Below are 18,690 nucleotides of genomic sequence, written 5' to 3'. Positions count from 1 at the left end.
GAGGCTGCTTCCGGGCCGGTCCCGGGATCCTGCTACCGCTGGTTGGCCGGCTGCTCGTTGTGCAGCCGCGCCTTGGCGATCTCGTTGATCCGTCCGCGGCACAAGTACCAGCCGCCGATGATCAACGGGATGATGACCACCAGCGAGGCAATGGTCCAGGTGCCGATGGGATTATCGAAGGCCATCATCACCAGCACCAGGGCCAGGAAGCCCAGGGTGACCCAGCCGGAGACCGGAGCCAGCGGCATCCGGAAGCCGGGGCGCTGCTGCTCGCCGCGCTTGGCGGACTTCACCAGCGCCATCTGGCACAGCACGATCATCCCCCAGGAGGCAATGATGCCGATGGCCGCGAAGTTCAGCACGATCTCGAAGGCCTTGGCCGGGACCACGGCGTTGAGCACCACGCCGAACACGGCCACCACAGCGGTGATCACGATGCCGCCGTAGGGAACCCCGGCCTTGTTCATCCGCCCGGCGAATTTCGGCGCCGAGCCGTTCAATGACATGGAGCGCATGATGCGCCCGGTGGAGTAGAGCCCGGCGTTCAGCGAGGACAGCGCCGCGGTGAGCACCACCAGGTTCATCACCACGTCCATGCCCTGCACGCCGATGGATCCGAAGAAGGTCACGAACGGCGATTCCCCGGCGCTGTACGCGGTGTAGGGCAGCAGCAGCGAGAGCAGCACCAGCGAGCCGACGTAGAATACGGCGATGCGGATGATCACGGTGTTGATCGCCTTGGGCATGACCTTTTCCGGATTCTCCGTTTCGCCCGCGGCGGTGCCGATCAGCTCGATGGAAGCATAGGAGAAGACCACGCCCTGCATCAGCACCAGCACCGGCAGCAGGCCATTGGGCAGCAGCCCGCCATTGGAGCTGAGCAGCGAGAAGCCGACCTCATGTCCTGCCAGCGGCGTGCCGAAGATGACGAAGTAGCAGCCAATGATCAGGAAGGCCACCAGGGCCACGACCTTGACCAGTGCGAACCAGAATTCCATCTCGCCGAAGGCCTTGACCGAGATCAGGTTCATGGCCAGCACCACGGCCAGCGCCAGCAGCGCCCAGAGCCACTGGGGCACCGAGCTGATCCACCCCACGTACTTGCCGAAGAAGCCCATGTACAGGGCCACCGCGGTGATATCGACAATGGCGGTCATTACCCAGTTCAACCAGTACAGCCAGCCGGTGGCGAAGGCCGCCTTCTCGCCGTAGAACTCGCGGGCGTAGGACACGAAGGAACCGGTGGACGGGCGGTGCATGACCAGTTCGCCCAGCGCCCGCAGGATCAGGAAGGCGAAGAAGCCGCAGACTGCGTAGCTGATGACAATGCCCGGTCCGGCTTCGGCCAACCGGCCGCCGGCACCCATGAACAGCCCGGTGCCGATGGCGCCGCCAATGGCGATCATCTGCATCTGCCGGGAGGACAGGCCCTTGTGGTAATCGTTGTCGCCGGCCGTCAGCGCGGCATCGGGGACGTGCGCCGCGGTGGCGTGCGGAGTGGAATTATCCATATGATTCCTCGGATCTAGTCGGTGAGGTTGGCGAGGCGCTCGGGGGAGAGCAACTCATTGAGGTCTTCGGCCGAGAGCAGGCCGCGTTCGAGCACCAGCTCGGCCACGCCGCGCCCGGTGTGCAGCGCTTCGAGGGCCACCGAGGTGGATGCCGCGTAGCCCAGCCGCGGGTTCAGCGCGGTGACCAGGCCGATGGAGTTCTCCACCTCGCGGCGCAGCGCCTGCTCGTCCACGGTGATCCCGTCGATGCACTTGTGCGCCAGGGTCAGGCAGCCGTTGGCCAGGTGCTTAAGGGAGAGCCCGATGGAGTGCACGATCACCGGCTCGAAGGCGTTCAGCTGCAGCTGCCCGCCCTCGGCGGCCATGGTCACGGTCAAGTCGTGGCCCACCACCTGGTAGGCGATCTGGCTGACCACTTCCGGGATCACCGGGTTGACCTTGCCGGGCATGATCGAGGAGCCGGACTGCACGGCCGGCAACTGCAGGTCGTTCAGGCCAGCGCGCGGACCGGAGGAGAGCAGGCGCAGGTCGTTGCAGATCTTGGAGATCTTCAGCGCCACGCGCTTGAGCACGCCCGAGAGGTGCACGAACGCGCCCACATCCGAAGTGGCTTCGATCAGGTCCGGGCTGGTGGTCAGCGGCAGGCCGGTCAGCTCGCGCAGGTGGCGGCAGGCGGCCTCGGCATAGCCGGCCGGGGCGTTCAGCCCGGTGCCGATGGCGGTGGCGCCGAGGTTGATCTCGGTGACCAGGCACAGCGATTCTTCCAGCCGCGCCCGGTCCTCGCCCAGGGTCACGGCCCAGCCGCGGAACTCCTGGCCCACGGTCATCGGCACGGCGTCCTGCAGCTGGGTGCGGCCCATCTTCACCACGGTGCGGAACTCGGCGGCCTTGGCGATGCACGAATCCTGCAGCACCTCGATGGCTGCCAGCAGCGGCTGGGTGGCGAAGTGCGTGGCGATGTTAACCGCGGTCGGGTAGGCATCGTTGGTGGACTGCGAGAGGTTCACGTGGTCGTTGGGGTGCAGGTGCTGGTACTCGCCCTTGGCATGGCCCAGGATTTCCAGCGCCAGGTTGGCGATGACCTCGTTGGCGTTCATGTTGGTGCTGGTGCCGGCCCCGCCCTGGATCGGGTCGATGATGAACTGCCCATGCAGCGCCCCGCCGGCGATGGCCTCGCAGGCCTGGTCGATGGCGTTCGCGCGCTGGGCGTCCAGCAGCCCCAGCTCGTGGTTGGCACGCGCCGCGGCCTGCTTCACGCGCGCCAATGCGCGGATCAGGTGCGGGTTGCCGGACAGCTCGGTGCCGGTGATGTCGAAGTTCTCCTTGGCGCGCAGCGTGTGCACGCCCCAGTAGGCATCCGCCGGGATATCGCGGTCGCCGATCAGGTCATGCTCGCTGCGGGTCTGGCCGCTGAGCAAGGTTTCAGGCATGGTGGATTCTTCTCCAGGATTCGTTGAAATGGTTGGAACGGAAAAAATTACAGTGCGGCCAGCAGGCCCACGGGCGCACCGCCGCCAAAGGCCGGGCTGGTAGCCAGCGGTTCAAGGGCCAATGCGGCCTCGGAGCCCAGGTGCTCGGCGAGCAGCTTGGCGGTGATCGGCATCCGGGCGCGGTCCGAGCCGTCGGCGATCTTCACGGCCAGCGCGCTGCCATCGGGCAGGCCCACGGCCTGGATGCCCTCGAAACCGTCCTTGGCCACGGAGCCGGGCACCGCGCGCATCAGGGCGGTGACATCGCGGCCAACGCCGGCTACCAGTTCCGGGTAGCCGGCCATTGCCGCGGCCACGCGTGCCTCGGCGGTGCCTTGCGCGGCGCTGGCCAGCTTGCCGAAGGCGCGGGCCAATCCGGCCAGGGTCATCCGGTAGACCGGGGTGCCGCAGCCGTCGGTGCTCACCCCGGAGATCTGTTCGCCCGAAAGATCCTCCACGGTGTCCTGCAGCAGCTGCAGGAGGCGCTCGTCGTGCAGGTAGTTGGCGGTGTCCCAGCCCTTGAGCTCGCACAGGGCCGCCAGTGCGGCGTGCTTGCCCGAGCAGTTCTGCGCGAGCGCGGTGGCCTTGCCGCCAGCGGCCAGGTAGTCCTGGCGCTCGGCAACGCCGTAGGGCAGGTCGGTGGAATTGCGCAGCGCTGTGTGGTCCAGGCCGGCGGCGGCCAGCGTGGATTCGGCGACCTGCAGGTGGCGCGGGCTCCCGGAGTGGCTGGCCGAGGCCAAGGCCAGCTGCTGGTCGTCGAGCTGCAGTCCGGCGCGCAGCATGCCCACGGCGAACAGCGGCTTGAGCGCCGAGCGCGGGTAGAACGCGGCCTGGGCATCGCCGCGGCTGGCGGCGATGGAGCCGGCGGGATCCAGCAGCACGGCCGAGCCGTAGTGGATGGACTCCACGGCCTCGCCGCGGGTGGCGATGACCAGCGGTTCGTGCTGCGGCAGTGCCTCAACGACCAGCGAAGCGCGCAGGGTCTGGGGATCGGCGGGGGTCACTTCTTGCTCCTGACTATGGTGGATACTGCTTGCTGCACCGCATTGAGGTGCTTGGCCATCGCATTGTTGGCCGCTTGCGGGTCCTGGGCGGCGATGGCCTGGTAGATTTCCTGGTGCTCCGAGTTCGACGGCGACCGGCGGCCGGCAACCAGGTTCACGGTCTCGGACTGGCGGGCCATGGCCTCGCGGATGTCCGCGACGACCTTGGAGAACACCGAGTTGCCGCTGGCCTGGGCGATCGCGGCATGGAAGGCGGCGTCCAGCTCGACCCAGGCTGCCGGGTCGTCTTCCTGCTCCATCGCCTCGATCAGCCCGCTGATCCGCTCCAGGTCCTCGGCGGTGCGCCGGGTGGCGGCGAGGGTGGCAGCCGGGATCTCGATATGCGGACGGGCTTCGTGCAGGTCGTCGGAGGAGAACGTGCCCAGTTTCAGCTCGCGGGTGGGCCGGTGGGAGACCACGAAGGTGCCGCGCCCGGTTTCGGTGCGGGTCAGGCCCAGGGCCGCGCAGGAGCGCAGCGCTTCGCGGATGACCGAGCGGCTCACGCCGTAGTCGGCCGCGAGGGCAGCTTCGGATCCCAGTTTCGCGCCGATGGCGATTTCCTGGGCTTCAATGGCTAGGCGGAGTGCATGGAAGACGCCTTCGGCAGCGGATCGTCGTTCGATCGGTTGCTGTCCGGGTGTCCAGCTGTCAGACAGGTTCACGTGTACCAGTCTGGGGTGTGATCCACTTAACGTCAAGTCGAGAACTGGAGCAATCGGGAATGCTCAGGTCAGTGACGCGCGAACACCGCGGACACGATGCCACAGGCAAGGTATCCGCGGTGTTCGCCGCTGGTCCTCAGTCTTTCTCCAGGATGCTTTTCAGCGCCCGGAGATCAGCCATATTGGCTCGCCGCATCATCATTTCCATCAGCGGGCCGGCCAGTTTGCCGAAGCCAGTTGGCTCGCCGTCATTGCGCAGGTGGACCCGGGTCGCCGTTGGCCCTATCGCTTCGAAGCGATAGGTGGTGCGCATGGGAAACGGGCCCTGCGCGGTGGCCATGACCAGTTCCTCGTTCTCCGCGAACCTGGTGACTTCGTAGGTGTAGGAAAGCTTCCGTCCAAGGAACCTGGCTTCGAAGGCGGTGTGTGATCCGAGGCCGAAGCCATGGGGATCCAGCCGGCGCACCGAGTGGATATTCCGGTACCACGCTGGAGCGTTCAGCGGGTTCATCGCGTAGCCGGCCACCACCGAACGTGGCCGGTCGATAGCGATGCTCGTGGAGACGTCAACCATGGGAGGTCCTCAGGCTCCTGCGGGAACGCGGCCGGTGAACGCAATCAGGCGATCCAGGCTGCTGGCGGATTCGGCGACCATGGTTTCTTCCGCGAAGGAACCGGAGGTGCGCTGAGCCGGTCCCACAGTCTTGCGTGCCAAGCCCAGTACGTATTCCGCGTGGCCAGGATGGATCGCGAACTCCTGGCCGGTCGCCTGGGCGAAGTCCCACCCGTGAACCATCAGTTCCAGATTCAGGATCCCGGCAACCACTGAAGCCGGCATGACAGCGAATCCGAGATCAATCTCGCCGGCAACGCCGCGAGCGGCAAAAGCCTCCAGGGTCGGCTGCACCAGGTTGGCGATGCGTGCTTCCGGCGCCAGGGCCGGGTCATCGGATACCGCAGCGCCCAGAGCACCGCCGATCATCGAGACCGAACCCGCAAGGTGATCCAGCAGCTCGCTCACGGAGAACTCGGAGCAGGGAGTGGCTTTGGCCAGGTCCGCTGCGCAGATGTTGTTCAGGATGAACTGCAGGGCTGCCACGGAGCCCTCGGCGGAAACGATCGGATTCTGCGGCTCGGGCACGGCGTTCCACTCGTCGATGGCTGCTTCGCCGGTTTCGGCAAACTCCTTCAGCCGATCCAGGAAGTGGTTCCATCCCTCGGCGTGGCCCGAGGACTGCTCGGCGTCCAGCCCCTCATGGCGCAAGGTCAGGGCCGTGCCCTGATCCAGCGGTTCCAGGGTGATGAAAACCGTCGAATCGCCGGGCGGAACGGCATCCGAACCTTCCCATCCCATGGTGAAGACCAGGCGCTTGCCGGGCTCGATTTCGGTGAAAGTGCCCGAGGCCTGGTGGCCCGGACCCATGGTGAAGCGGTAGCTGCCGCCGGTCTGCAGGTCAACGCGGTTGGCAACGGTTTGCCAGCGGCGAAGGCGTTCCGGGTTGGTGACCAGTGCAAAGGCGGTGTCGGCGTCAACGGGGAGGATGACTGTTCGTTCAAAGCTCATGGCTTTTCTCCTGGTGGCTGGTGCGGTGGCCCATTGAACGACGCCAATTCGGCGGCCTCGGCAACGAGCAGGTCGAGTTCGGTATTCCAGAACGAGTCAAGGAGGGCCTTGAGCTTCGTGATGCCTGCAGGGTCCAGCGAGTAGTAGCGGCTGCGGCCATCCTTGCGGGCTTGCAGCAGTCCTACGTCAATCAACAGCAGCAGGTGTTGCGAGATGGCGGAGCGGCTGACGGCGAAGTTCGCGGCCAGTTCCGTCACCGTGCGTTCCCCGGAACCCAGCAACTGAATCAAGCGCCTGCGCGTTGGCTCGGAAGCGACTTCCAGTAGATCAAGCATGAAAAATACGTTAGCAGTCACTAACGCGTTGTTGCAAGGGGTTCGGAGCAGCTTTTTAGGCTGATGCGGAAGGCGCCGTTAAAGCACTAGTGGGCGCCACGGCAAAATGCCGTAGCGCCCACTCATGGCGAAAATACTTAAGGGATCGTGATGATCTGGCCGGCGTAAGCCAGGCCGCCACCGAAGGCGAAGAGCAACGCCTTGGAACCCGAAGGCAATGGCTCATCCGAAGCCATCAACTTGGAAAGGGCCAGCGGAACCGAAGCGGCCGAAGTGTTGCCCGAGTACACCACATCGGTGGCCACGCGCGCGTTCGGTGCGCCGATCTTCTCTGCCAATGGCTCGATGATGCGCAGGTTGGCCTGGTGCAGGACAATGGCATCCAGCGCCTCAGGCTTCATGCCGGCACGGTCGATGATTTTCGAAGCGATCTTCGGCAGCTGCGTGACGGTCCAGCGGTAAACGCTCTGGCCGTTCTGCGCGAACTTCATGTTGTTTTCCTCTTCGATGCGCACTGCATCGGACAGGGATGGAACCGAACCCCAGACCACCGGCGAGATGCCGTTGTCTTCCGATGCGGTGATCACGAAAGCGCCAGCGCCGTCCGCGGTCAGCACGCAGGTGGTGCGATCGGTGAAGTCGGTGTAGTCGGTGAGCATCTCCGAGCCGATAACCAAGGCATTCGTCGCCGAGCCAGCGGCAATGGCGCCCTGGGCCAGGCCAACTGCGTGGGCAAAGCCTGCGCAAGCCACGTTCACGTCCACCGCTGCCGGCCCTTGGTCCATGCCCAGGGCGTTAGCTACGCGTGCGGCCATGTTCGGCGAACGGTCCGTAGCGGTGCAGGTGGCGACGATGATCATGTCGATATCGGCTGCCTTGATGCCAGCTGCGTTGCCCAGCGCCATCTCTGCGGCCTTGATGGCCATGGAGTCTACGGTTTCAACACCGGTTCCCCAGCGGCGTTCTTCGATGCCGACACGTCGGGTGATCCATTCATCACTGGTTTCCACCAACTTTTCCAGCTCGGTGTTAGGGACGATGCGCTCTGGCTGGAAGTGGCCAAAGGCGACGACTTTGCTGCCGGTCATGGATATAGCTCCTCGGTGGATTCAAATCTTCTCTTCTAAGATTAGTCGTTTTGGATGCTACTCGCCGTTCATATGCGCCAGAAAGCATGTGTCAGCCAGTTTTACCTGCCTTCCATGGCCCATTTGTCCGATTATCGGCAAAACCCCGATTCTTCAGGACTTCATATGGCGTCGACGCCCTGTTCACCTGCTGGCCAGAACCCCGGCGTTCAATGGGATGAAATGCAGCAGCCGTGAAGGAGGAAAAAATGGAACCTCTGACGATAATCCAATTGAGCGACACCCACCTGCGTCCCGAAGGGCAGCTGCTTCACGGATCCATTGATTCGTGGCAACGAACAGAACAGGCGCTGGAAGCAGCCGCGTGCCTGGATCCGGATGCCATTGTGGTGACCGGCGATATCGCAGACCGCGGTTCGGACATCCATGAGCGGGCCGCAGGGATCTTCAACCAGGCCCAGCGCGAACTGGATTGCCCGGTCATCACCGTTCCGGGCAACCATGATCCGTTGGGCGCGATTGGAGAATCCTTCAACACCAGGCGTCTGTCCACCGGTCCGCATCCAGCCGACACGGTGCACGAGGTCCTGGGGCTTCGGATTATCGGCTTGGACAGCGGGGGATTCCAGTTGGCCCGGGGACGCTTGGAACAGCGGCAGCTCGATTGGCTTGCCTCGCTGCTGGCGGTTCCGGCGCCGCGCGGATCCCTGCTTCTGCTGCACCATCCTCCGGTGGAAGCCGCCAATGAAGCCCGCGCCGGCCGCGGGCTGGAGAACCCGATGGAGCTGGCGGCCATCGCCGCCGGAAGCGATATCCGTGCAATCCTTTGCGGCCACTACCATCAGGCGTCCACCAGCCAGCTGTTGAGCACCCCGGTGTTCATGGCTCCTGCAGTGTCCTACAACATGAATCCATTTGCCCCGACGCAGATCGTTGACGAGCCCGCAGCGGGATTCAATGTCATCAAGGTCGGGGCGAAATCGGTCGACGCGTTCGCTGCATCCAGCGGCCAGTACGCCGCGCTGCACGCGAGCACCCCGCTGCCAGCGCCGGTCAAGAGTTCGCAGACCGGCAACTGACTCCAGAACACTACTTCGCACCGGGCACCTGTTGCTTCGGTGCATGCCAGAAAGAAGAAGACGATGAGCGCAAAGAAACTGATCCTGATCCGCCACGGACAGACCGAATGGAACAAGGCAGGACGCCTGCATGGACGCAGCGACCTGCCACTGAACGATACCGGCATCCGCCAAGCCCAGCAGCTGGCCACCGAGCTGGCACCCGAAGGCACTTGGGACGCAGTGTATTCCTCCCCGTTGTTCCGTGCCCGTCAAACAGCGCAGATCCTCGCCAATAGCCTGGGCATCCGTGCCCTGCACGAAAACCAGGAACTGATGGAGCAGGACTTCGGCGATCTCGAAGGCACCCTGGTGGCCGATGGCGCCGACGAACAGCGCCAACTGCTGGTTGGCACCGGAGAAACCGAAGAGCATCTGGTGGGGCGTGCAGTGAACGCATTGTTCAAGATCTGCCATCAGCATCCCGGGCAGAACGTGATGGTCGTGAGCCACAGCGCCTTGATCTGCTCGGTAATCGCCGCGCTCACCGGCGAAAGCAATCCGCGCATGGCCAATGGAACCTATGTCGAGCTGGATGCGCAGCTACTGGTCAACCACGTCTCGCGCGAACCGCTGTGGCATTAGGAAGCAAAGAGCAAAGCCGCGTGCCGGCCATGGATCATGGCCGGCACGCGGCTTTGCGTTCTAGTCAGCGGCGGGCTAGCAACAGCTGAAGCAGCGGCTTACCACCAGGATGCGCCTTCGACGGTGACCTGGGGCTTCTCGCCGTACCAATCCACGCTGCCCGTGAAGCTGCGGGTGAGCTCTTCTTCGTCGTAATCAATGAACTCCGTGTCATTGAGCTTGTACTTGAAGACGATCTCGGAGCTTGAGAAACTGCCCGATTCCTCGATGGCCACGCTTTCAGCATGCGACTTCACAGAGAACGATGCGATGTCCTTGGACTGCAAGGTGCTCGGGCAACCGTCATCGAGGTTGGTTGGAACGGTCACGCAGGCAGTAGCGAACTTCTTGACCTCATCCAGAACCAGCTCGTCGAGCTTCTCGGTGGTGGTCGTAACCAGCGCCGCCTGTGCCGGCTGCGAATCAGGATGCTTGACGCGCAATTCCTGCGCTTCGCTCGTCAGGTATTCATTGCCAGGCGCTGAGACATCATAGATGCCCGGGTAGGCGTAGAAGCTGCCGGTGAAGGAACGTCCCTCGCCGTAGTAGTCCTCGCTTTCAAGCAGCTTGACCTTGGCCTTGCCGACAGTGACTTCCGAGCTCTTATCGGAGGTGATCTCCACCGGAACAATCAATGCTTCATTGAGCACCCAGGTATCGAGCAGGCCGAAGTCCTTGTCGCCCGCGTCGACATTGAAGGAGCGTTCGTGGCGCTCGCCGTTGATGGAGTAGATCGCTCGCACACGGGCCGAGTCCTTGCCCTTGGATTCCTCGATGACATCAACGAGTTCCAAGCGCTGCTTGGCGTTGCCCAGGACATCGTCGCTGAGCAGGACGCGCGAGGCGTTGTCGATCCCCGGGTCGACCATCTCGGTCGCCTTGCCGGCCTGGCCCTCGGCAAGCAGCGCGAGGTATTTCTCAACTTCAGCTTCGGGCTTGCGCTGCCCGTTCAGGTAGGCGATGGCACCGAAGCCCAGACCGGCAATGACTGCCAGCGCGAGAATCGAGAAGCCAACGGCCTTGGCCTTCTTCTTGGATTCTTCCGAGGCCGGGGCCAGCGCCGGAGCCGGTTCACCAGCCATCGGCTGGCCGTTGGCGGACACGGCAGGGGTGGATTGGGCTGCGGCGGCAACTGGAGCAGCCTGGCTGGGTGCGGCTGCAACCGGCGAAGCCGGAACAACGGCGGGTGCCTGGCCGGAAATCCATCGCGCTGCGGCGTCCTTGCCGGCAATCACTGCCAGCAGGGATGGGGCGAAGCGATAGACCTGCAGGGGCAGGACTTCTGCCAGCAGCGAGACAACTGCGGCCCCGAGTGCCAAGAAGATCACCGAGTACCAGGTGATGCCATAGGACATGCTGCCGCTCATGTTGCCCATCTCGTTGGCGGTGATGGCGCCACCCAGGGAGATGTTGGTCAGCCCGGCAAGAATCATCCACAGGACCAAAGCCGCTACTGGCAGCTGCCAAGCGCGCTGCAGGTTGAAACCAGTGGCCAGCCGACCACGGTGCACGCCAATACGGATAGCCGCCAGGAGTACGAGGAGGGCGCTCAGGACCAGGAGCCAAGCACCCTTGCCGTCGGCGATATCCCAGATGCGCAGGACGGATTCGGGCATGGCATCGGCGGTGTATTCGCCCAGGAAGCTGGCCATGCCGGAGACATTCGGAGCCAGCGCCCCGAGGAAGCCCAACGCTGCCACATATGAACCGATGGTTCCCAGCAGCGGGAGCAGGATCAGGCCCAAGCTCCAGGGCATGTCATCTGGACGCTGGGTGAATGCGGCAATGATGCCGACCAAGGCGAAAGCCGCCAAGGTCGAAACGGCCAGGGCCACGGCCTCGCGGACGCCGGTAAGCAATGGGGATCCGGCGTTGGCGCGCTGGGGTGCGGTGGCAAGGAACTGCGAGAAGAAAACGGCCAAGGCAATCGTGAAGAAGACACCTGCATATCGCGGGGACACCGCGGCGGAGAAGAATTCGCCACCCTGGATGCTGAGCTTCCCGAAGAGCGCAATGACCAGGAAGACCAATGCCAGGACCAGCGCGTGCAGTCCGGAGGCCAATGCAGCGCTCTTCCAACCGCCGTTGCGTGCGCCACGACGCAGCTTGCGCACGATCAGGTAGTTCGCGGCGCAGATTGCCACGATGGAGGTGACCGAAACGAGGGCGAATGCGAGGCTGAGCTCGCCGAACATGCCGAATCCGCCTCCGGATCCGGTGATCTTCAGCCCGCCGCCCAGGACGGCACCGAAGACCATGATGAAGGCCTTGAAGGAATTGAGCTGGGACGCCACGTTGAATTCAGCGGAGCTGCCGCCACCGATCTCCTTGGCCATCGAGGCCAGGGGGATCAGGTAGCAAAGAGCCAGGACGATGCCAATGGCCGCAATGGCGCCGGCTTGGAATCCAAGAAGCTGCAGGCTGGCACGGGACTTCAGTTCCAGGACCGCGTTGGTGAATTTCCTGACCTGCCGGTTCTGCCCGGCATTCTGGAACGGGTTCGCCGGTGCCGCCGGCGCTGGCAATGGATCCGAAGGTGCCGGTGGCACCTTCGGATCATCAGGCAATTGCGTATTTTCCAAGGTGAGTCCTCACATGGTGCGATGATGGCGTCACATCCGGGCGTTCTTGGAAACTTAAAGTCGAACAATTGGAATATGACCTTCCAATTACATAACAAGTAAGTGGAAGAACAAAGTCCAGTTAAGAAACATGCGGCGGGTTAAGGAGCGAGTTCCGCCTTTCACTTCACCGGTAAAAGGAAAAGCCGGTGCGGTTGGATCCCGACAGACCCAACCGCACCGGCTAATCGGACAGCGGCTACAGCGAACGCAGCACCACTGCGGTGCCCTGGCCGCCGCCACCGCAGATGCCGATGGCGCCCAGCGAGCCGGCCGGCATCTCGTGGAGCTGGCGGGCCAACGTGCCAATGATGCGTGCACCGGAAGCGCCAATCGGGTGGCCCAGGGCAATCGCGCCACCATGCGGATTCACGATGGAGGCATCGAGACCCAGTGCCTTGGTGGACTGCACCGAAACAGCGGCGAATGCCTCATTGATTTCGACGGCCTTCAGATCCTGGGCTTTGGCGCCGGCCTTCTCCAGGGCTGCGCTGATGGCATTGGATGGCTGCTCGTGCAGGGTGCGGTCCGGGCCGGCAACGAAAGCGTGCGAGAGAATTTCGGCCAGCGGCTTCAGGCCCAGGCGCTCAATGGCCACATCGCTGGCCAGCACCACGGCTGCTGCGCCGTCGGTGATCTGCGAGGAGTTGCCCGCGGTAATGGTGCCTTCCTTGGCAAAGGCCGGACGCAGCTTGCCCAAGGATTCCACGGTGGTTGCTTCGCGGATGCCATCATCTTCGCTGATCGTGGTGTCGCCGCGACGGCTGGAAATGGTAAATGGCTCAATCTCGCCGGCTGCGAAATCTCGGGCCGCGGCAGCGCGCTGGTGGGATGCGGCCGAGACCGTATCCTGGGCCTCGCGGGTCATCGACAACTTGGCATTGTGCTCCTCGGTGGAAGCGCCCATCGAACGCTTCTCGGCAGCATCGGTCAGGCCGTCGTATTCCAGGGTGTCAATCAGTTCAATGGCACCGTACTTGGTTCCGGCACGGGCGCGCTGCACATGCGGAGCCAGCGACATGGATTCCTGGCCGATAGCCAGGACAACGTCTGCCTCGCCGCTATTGATCAGGCGGGCTCCTGCCACAACGGCCTCGGCACCTGAGAGGCATACGGCATTCACGGCGATGGCCGGAACGTCCAGCGCAATGCCGGCACCCACGGCGGATTGACGGGCCGGGTTCTGGCCGGCGCCACCTTGCAGCACCTGGCCGGCGATGACCTGCTGGACCTCGCTGGGATCAACTCCGGCACGTTCCAGCGCGGCCTTGCCGGCATGGGCGCCGAGCTCGGTGGCTGGAACAGCGGCGAAGGCGCCGTTGAATTTCACGAATGGGGTACGGGCGTAGCCCACAATCTTTGCGGTCATGCTTTCAGATCCTCCACAATATCCACGGCAAATTCTGCTGCCGTGATGTCCTCGATGGTTTCCACGCTTTCACCCGGGGCTACTGCACGCAGGGTCAAGGTCGAGTTTTCTATATCAAACACTGCTCGGTCGGTGATGATGCGGTTGACCACGCCGACTCCGGTGAGCGGCAAGTCGCATTTCTCCACAATCTTGGACGTCCCGTCCTTGGCCACGTGATCAGTCAGAACGATCACGCGCGGGGTGCCGGCGACCAGGTCCATGGCTCCGCCCATGCCCTTGACCAGCTTGCCCGGGATGGTCCAATTGGCCAGATCGCCATTGGCGGCCACTTGCAGGGCGCCGAGGATCGCGGTCTGGACGTGGCCGCCGCGGATCATGCCGAAGGAGGTCGCCGAATCGAAGAAGCTGCCGCCGGGCAGGATGGTCACGGTCTGCTTGCCTGCATTGATCAGATCCGCATCTTCTTCACCTTCATAGGGGAAGGGACCCATGCCCAGCAGGCCGTTTTCGCTTTGCAGCTTGACCGAAACGCCTTCCGGCAGGTTGTTGGCCACCATCGTGGGGATTCCAATACCGAGATTCACATACTGGCCGTCGGTTAATTCGCTAGCGGCAATGGCCGCCATTTCATCGCGAGTCCACATGCTCAGGCCTCCTTTCGGCTGCGCACGGTGCGCTGTTCAATGTCCTTGACCGCATCGGCCTGCACCAGGGTCTGCACGAAGATGCCGGGGCTCTCCACCAGCGACGGATCCAGATAGCCCTCGACAATTTCCTCGGCTTCGGCGAAGGTATGGCGGCCGGACATGGCAGCCAGCGGGTTGAAGTTCTTCGAGGTCATCCGGTAGCGCAGGTTGCCTTCGGCGTCGGCCTGGTGCGCCTTGACCAGTGCGATATCGGCAAAGATTCCACGCTCGAGGATCGCTGGCTTGCCGTTGAATTCCATGACTTCCTTGCCTTCGGCGATCGGAGTTCCCACGCCGGTGGGGGTGAAGAAGGCGGGAATGCCCACCCCGCCAGCGCGCAAGCGCTCGGCCAAGGTCCCCTGCGGGCAGAATTCAACTTCCAGATCCCCATCGAGGAACTGCTGTGCGAACAGCTTGTTCTCCCCGACGTAGGAGGCCAGGACCTTGGAGACCTGCTTATTTTCCAGCAGGATGCCCAGCCCTTTGCCGTCTACGCCCATGTTGTTAGACACGATGGTCAGGTTGGTTGCCTTCGAATCCCGCAGTGCGGTGATCAGGCGGTTGGGGATGCCGGAGAGGCCGAAACCGCCCACTGCGATGGTCATGCCATCCTTGACGACGGCAGCCAAGGCGGCGGCTGCGTCATCCCGAAACTTCGTTGTCATCGATTCCTCCATGTGTCCACTATGTGGAGCGCGGATCTGCTTATCCTCTAACGTACGTAGTCGCAGGTGAGCATGCAATAGACCCGGTGCATTGCCGGGTAACTGGTCGGATGGTGAGGAGGAATGGCCAAGCGGTCCATATTATGGACACATCTGAGAGGGCTAGACGATGTCGAACTCATTGCCTTCGATATCGAGCATGCAGATAGCGAAATGGCCCATCTCCGGCATGTCGTGAACGGTGCGGACTTTGGCCCCCAGGGCCACCAGGCGCTCTGCCTCGTCGGTGATGATTTGCCTGCGTTCCTCGAAGCGAACGCCGCGGCCGCCGCTGACCAGCAAGTCCAGATGCAGGCGATTCTTGATGCTCTTGGCCTCCGGTACCTGCTGGAACCAAATCCTTGGCCCACCACCTTGCAGATCGACCAGCGACTCCGGTTCATCACCGGTTCCGGGCGGCAATTCATCATCCGGCACGCCCATGGACTGCCAGTAGGCGCGCCACGTGGGATGCCCGTCCGGGGCGGGCTCGGGAACGTAGCGCAAGGCTTCGGCCCAGAACCGGACCATTGCTTGCGGGCGGGCGCAGTCGATGACGATTTGCCATGTATTTTCCATGTGCTGAATTATCCGCCGACCAGCTCGATAGCAACAGGGGTACGGCGACAAAGTATGAAGCGGGAATTATCCGGCCCGGAACCGATCGTCCATAATGTGGTCATGAGCAATTCCCCGGCTGGAACCCAAGTCGTAGGGCGGCTGGCCGCCGTGCTTCGCACCGTGAGCACCGCAATGCCCGAGGGCATCACCACGACGCAAACCGCCCGGAGCACCGGTTTGGCCCGGCCCACCGTGCATCGCCTGCTCAGCGCGTTGGCCACCGAAGGATTCTGCGACCACGATCATCGCACCGGCCGCTGGCTGCTTGGCCCCGAGCTCTACCTCATGGGCGCGGTGGCAGCCGAGCGCTACGACATCAGCGAATTGGCCCGCGAGCATGTTGCCGCGCTGGCCGAGGCGACCGGGGAAAGTGCGTTCCTCTCGGCGCGGCGAGGGGACGAAACCGTGTGCTTGCTGCGCCAGGATGGAGCCTTTCCCATCCGCTCGTTCGTGCTGTATGAAGGACGGCGCTTCCCGCTGGGAGTCGCTTCGGCCGGAATCGCGATCCTTGCTTTCCTGCCTGAACAGGGCATTGAGCGCTACCTGCGCGATGCCGATCTAGAGCCAGGATATGGGCCGGCGCATTCGCGCGAAGAGCTGCGCAAAAAGGTCGCCGAAACCCGCCAGCTGGGCTATTCGGTCAACCCCGGCTTGATCGTCGAGGGCAGCTGGGGCATGGGCGCTGCGGTTTTCGACAACTCGGGACAGCCTGCCTGGGCACTGAGCCTGACCGGGATCCACACGCGCTTTGAAGCGGACCGCCGCGAAGAGCTGGGCAACCTGCTGCTGCACCACGCGCATGAGTTGTCCACCAAGCTGTCGGCCCGGTCAAGCACGCTGCCACGCTAGTTTTTTCCTTCCCCTGTACAAAGCTTCCTGCGGTAATCTTTCAGATCGGCGGGAATGCCTATTTCCAGGATTCCCCGTGACGCAGCCAAGTGCAGAAGGACGGAAAATTTGGGCACTATCCCGGCCGGAATCAACACCCCGCAGGTCATCGTCGACGTAGCGAAGCTCCAGCAGAACATTGACCGGGTGGCCCACCGGGTGGCGAGCCAGGGCCTGAAACTGCGCCCGCATGCCAAGACGCACAAGATGCATGAAATCGCCGAACGCCAGATGGACGCCGGTGCCGCCGGACTCACCGTGGCAACTGTCGGCGAAGCCCTCGCGTTTGCGCTGCACGGGGTCGCGAAGATCTTCATCGCCTACCCATTGTGGGTCAATGAATCCCAGGCGGCACGCATCCTGGAGCTGATGCGCCGTGCCAAGCTGAGCATCGGCACGGACTCTGTCCAGGCCGTGCAGCAGATGGCCAGGATGCTGGGGGAGAAGGCCTCCAAGATCAAGCTCGTCATCGAGATCGACAGCGGCCATCACCGAAGCGGCACCAGCCCGCAAGGCGCGGTGGAAATAGCCGATGCCGCCCGTGCGGCAGGCATGCGCGTGCATGGGATCTTCACTTTCCCCGGCCACAGCTACTCGCCGGACGGCATCGACGCGGCACTCAACGATGAGCACAAGGCCCTGGCCGAAGCGGCGTGCCTGCTGCGCGAGGCCGGGCATGCCATCAAGCGCATCAGCGGGGGCTCCACCCCGACCGCCGAACTGAGCGACAACTCGGTGCTGACCGAGGTGCGTCCAGGGGTGTACGTCTTCGGCGATGCGCAGCAGTTCGAGCTGGGGCGCGTGCGCTGGGAGGATATTTCCCTGACCGTCGCCTCCACCGTGATCAGCCGCCATGAAGGCGATGGGCAGATTCCCCGACGCATCGTGCTGGACGCCGGCAGCAAGGTGCTCGGAAGCGACCGCCCGGCCTGGGCCACCGGATACGGGCGCATCGCCCAGTGCCCTGAAGCCCGCATCAGCGCACTATCGGAGCATCACGCCACCGTGCTGTGGCCCGAGCACTTGGACCTGCCGGCCCACGGCGAGCAGCTCCACGTCATCCCGAACCATGTCTGCGTCGCGGTGAACCTGGTCGACAACGTGCTGGCAGTGCATGAGGACGGCACCAGCGAGGTATGGGATGTAGCGGCCCGCGGACTGAACTTCTAGATTCTGAACCTAGCTGGCCCTTTCAAGGAACCGCAGCAGGCAGCGCGAAGCCGGATCCAAATGGTTCTTGGTCCCCAGCTGCCGTTTGGAACGGCGCAGCGCCGCCAATTTTTCCGGATCGTCCGCCAGCTCCAGCACACGGGGATCGATATAGGAGCCGGCCGCGATTTCGGGAGTATTGCCCAGTTTTCCGGCGGCCTGCTCGATGGCCAGCTTGCGCAGATTCCTGGCATCATCGGCAGCCATAGCCGAGGCGGGAGCCTCGATCAGTGCCCTGAAAGCCGCTAAGCTGCCGCCCCAGGTCCTGAAGTCCTTGGCGGTGAATCCGCTACCCAGATGCTCCTCGAGGTACCGGTTGATTTGCGCAGGCTGGAGCAGGTGCGAGTGCCCATCGTCATCCAGGTAGCGGAAAAGCTCGTAGCCCGGCTGATCGCGCAATTGGACCAGCACCCGTGCCAGTCGCCGGCTCCTGATTTTCACATGCTGCTGCTGGCCGCTCTTGCCGGGAAACTCGAGGGTGGCGCAATGCCCTTGGACCTCCAGATGCTTGGCTCGCAGCGAAGCGGCCCCGAACGATTGGTTGGAACGCGAGTAGGCGTGCGTGCCGATGCGCAGCAGATGCAGATCCAGCAGCAGGACCACGGCCGCAGTGACCCTGTCCTTGTCGTTTCTTCCCCGGCGCAGATCCCGCAGCAGCTGGCGGCGGAGATTGGGCAGTGCGCGGCCGAACGCCGGCAACCGGTCGAATTTGGCGGCATCCTGCCGCTCGCGGAAATCGGGGTGGTAGATCATCTGGGTGCGTCCTGCCGCATCGATTCCGCGAGCTTGGACCTTGGCCCGCGCACTGGCGGCGATCTGGACCTGTTTCCATGCCGGCGGGATCGACAATTGCCTGATCCGATCCAGCAGGTGCTGGTCCTTCACCGTGCGTGCCCCTTCCAGGTAGAAGAAGCCGGTTCCCGCGCGCCGGCGCGTGATGGGAAGCCGTTTGCTTCGGCGTGCTGGCATGGATGCCTCCCGGTAGTTGCGTAGCCGTGCAATCACGCACACGCTATCGCCGATCGCTGCCCTGCTCCGGGTGTTCGCAGGAAAATCCCAGCTGTGCGGTGCCGGGGCATTGACGCCAGCGGGCGGATCCGCCACCTGCAGCGCGTCGTTTGCACCCGGGAAGACCTGGAATCGCGCCATGTCCCGTAACAGGGCATGATTGGAGG

General features: G+C 63.7%; 18 protein-coding genes. 4 read left to right on the top strand and 14 right to left on the bottom strand.

Annotation, left to right across the window (positions count from 1 at the left end; translation table 11 throughout):
- Positions 1-32: 32 nt before the first annotated feature.
- The 8 genes from ACIOTL_RS00835 to ACIOTL_RS00800 all read right to left on the bottom strand — a co-directional run bounded on the left by ACIOTL_RS00835 (position 33) and on the right by ACIOTL_RS00800 (position 7,672).
- Positions 33-1,511, bottom strand: a complete 1,479-nt coding sequence (locus ACIOTL_RS00835) for an amino acid permease (protein WP_105656223.1) — start codon at positions 1,509-1,511, stop codon at positions 33-35.
- A gap of 14 nt (positions 1,512-1,525) precedes the next feature.
- Positions 1,526-2,941, bottom strand: coding sequence for an aspartate ammonia-lyase (locus ACIOTL_RS00830; RefSeq protein ID WP_388023305.1), 1,416 nt, complete (start codon positions 2,939-2,941; stop codon positions 1,526-1,528).
- A gap of 47 nt (positions 2,942-2,988) precedes the next feature.
- Positions 2,989-3,984 carry an asparaginase gene (locus ACIOTL_RS00825; RefSeq protein ID WP_286172202.1) on the bottom strand — a complete coding sequence of 332 codons (996 nt, stop codon included), beginning with the start codon at positions 3,982-3,984 and terminating at the stop codon, positions 2,989-2,991.
- Positions 3,981-4,685: a FadR/GntR family transcriptional regulator gene (locus ACIOTL_RS00820; protein ID WP_105656225.1), complete on the bottom strand. Its 705-nt coding sequence runs from the start codon at positions 4,683-4,685 to the stop codon at positions 3,981-3,983. The genes ACIOTL_RS00825 and ACIOTL_RS00820 overlap by 4 nt, the downstream gene beginning before the upstream one ends.
- A gap of 136 nt (positions 4,686-4,821) precedes the next feature.
- Positions 4,822-5,259, bottom strand: a complete 438-nt coding sequence (locus ACIOTL_RS00815) for an SRPBCC family protein (protein WP_332594985.1) — start codon at positions 5,257-5,259, stop codon at positions 4,822-4,824.
- Between the two features lie 9 nt (positions 5,260-5,268).
- Entirely contained in the window at positions 5,269-6,249 is a 981-nt protein-coding gene (locus tag ACIOTL_RS00810; protein ID WP_105656227.1) for a TIGR03086 family metal-binding protein, read from the bottom strand.
- A complete protein-coding gene (locus ACIOTL_RS00805; protein ID WP_105656228.1) occupies positions 6,246-6,584 on the bottom strand; it encodes a helix-turn-helix transcriptional regulator in 339 nt (112 codons plus the stop codon). Before ACIOTL_RS00805 ends, ACIOTL_RS00810 begins: the two co-directional genes overlap by 4 nt.
- A 137-nt stretch (positions 6,585-6,721) precedes the next feature.
- Entirely contained in the window at positions 6,722-7,672 is a 951-nt protein-coding gene (locus ACIOTL_RS00800) for a beta-ketoacyl-ACP synthase III (RefSeq protein WP_332498834.1), read from the bottom strand.
- Between the two features lie 248 nt (positions 7,673-7,920).
- On the opposite strand from ACIOTL_RS00800, the gene ACIOTL_RS00795 reads away from it, so the two are divergent.
- Together ACIOTL_RS00795 and ACIOTL_RS00790 are read left to right on the top strand one after the other, a co-directional pair.
- Positions 7,921-8,751 carry a metallophosphoesterase gene (locus ACIOTL_RS00795; protein WP_332498835.1) on the top strand — a complete coding sequence of 277 codons (831 nt, stop codon included), beginning with the start codon at positions 7,921-7,923 and terminating at the stop codon, positions 8,749-8,751.
- A gap of 63 nt (positions 8,752-8,814) precedes the next feature.
- Positions 8,815-9,375 (top strand): histidine phosphatase family protein, encoded by a 561-nt coding sequence (locus ACIOTL_RS00790; RefSeq protein ID WP_332488856.1) that lies wholly within the window; start codon positions 8,815-8,817, stop codon positions 9,373-9,375.
- Positions 9,376-9,473: 98 nt separating this feature from the next.
- Here ACIOTL_RS00790 and ACIOTL_RS00785 read toward each other — a convergent pair whose 3' ends face one another.
- The 5 genes from ACIOTL_RS00785 to ACIOTL_RS00765 form a co-directional block, all read right to left on the bottom strand.
- Entirely contained in the window at positions 9,474-11,996 is a 2,523-nt protein-coding gene (locus ACIOTL_RS00785) for a hypothetical protein (protein ID WP_400341283.1), read from the bottom strand.
- Between the two features lie 238 nt (positions 11,997-12,234).
- On the bottom strand, positions 12,235-13,404 hold the full coding sequence (locus ACIOTL_RS00780; RefSeq protein ID WP_400341282.1) for an acetyl-CoA C-acyltransferase: 1,170 nt from the start codon (positions 13,402-13,404) through the stop codon (positions 12,235-12,237).
- Complete coding sequence (locus ACIOTL_RS00775) at positions 13,401-14,051, bottom strand: 3-oxoacid CoA-transferase subunit B (RefSeq protein ID WP_400341281.1); 651 nt, start codon at positions 14,049-14,051, stop codon at positions 13,401-13,403. The genes ACIOTL_RS00780 and ACIOTL_RS00775 overlap by 4 nt, the downstream gene beginning before the upstream one ends.
- Before the next feature lie 2 nt (positions 14,052-14,053).
- Positions 14,054-14,758, bottom strand: a complete 705-nt coding sequence (locus ACIOTL_RS00770) for a CoA transferase subunit A (RefSeq protein WP_400341279.1) — start codon at positions 14,756-14,758, stop codon at positions 14,054-14,056.
- A gap of 162 nt (positions 14,759-14,920) precedes the next feature.
- A complete protein-coding gene (locus ACIOTL_RS00765; protein ID WP_400341278.1) occupies positions 14,921-15,376 on the bottom strand; it encodes a VOC family protein in 456 nt (151 codons plus the stop codon).
- A 102-nt stretch (positions 15,377-15,478) separates the two neighbouring features.
- Here ACIOTL_RS00765 and ACIOTL_RS00760 point away from each other — a divergent pair, with 102 nt between their 5' ends.
- Both ACIOTL_RS00760 and ACIOTL_RS00755 read left to right on the top strand, forming a co-directional pair.
- Positions 15,479-16,267 (top strand): IclR family transcriptional regulator, encoded by a 789-nt coding sequence (locus ACIOTL_RS00760; protein ID WP_105656236.1) that lies wholly within the window; start codon positions 15,479-15,481, stop codon positions 16,265-16,267.
- A gap of 108 nt (positions 16,268-16,375) precedes the next feature.
- Positions 16,376-17,476, top strand: a complete 1,101-nt coding sequence (locus ACIOTL_RS00755; protein WP_105656383.1) for an alanine racemase — start codon at positions 16,376-16,378, stop codon at positions 17,474-17,476.
- A 9-nt stretch (positions 17,477-17,485) separates the two neighbouring features.
- Here ACIOTL_RS00755 and ACIOTL_RS00750 read toward each other — a convergent pair whose 3' ends face one another.
- Positions 17,486-18,664 carry a DNA topoisomerase IB gene (locus ACIOTL_RS00750; RefSeq protein ID WP_105656237.1) on the bottom strand — a complete coding sequence of 393 codons (1,179 nt, stop codon included), beginning with the start codon at positions 18,662-18,664 and terminating at the stop codon, positions 17,486-17,488.
- Positions 18,665-18,690: the final 26 nt, after the last annotated feature.

Origin of the sequence: Glutamicibacter sp. NPDC087673 (assembly GCF_044743255.1) — a bacterium.
In the GTDB taxonomy this organism is placed as follows: Bacteria; Actinomycetota; Actinomycetes; order Actinomycetales; family Micrococcaceae; genus Glutamicibacter.
The sequence above is the reverse complement of the archived record's forward strand: the minus strand, read 5'-3'. Positions and strand labels throughout refer to the sequence as shown.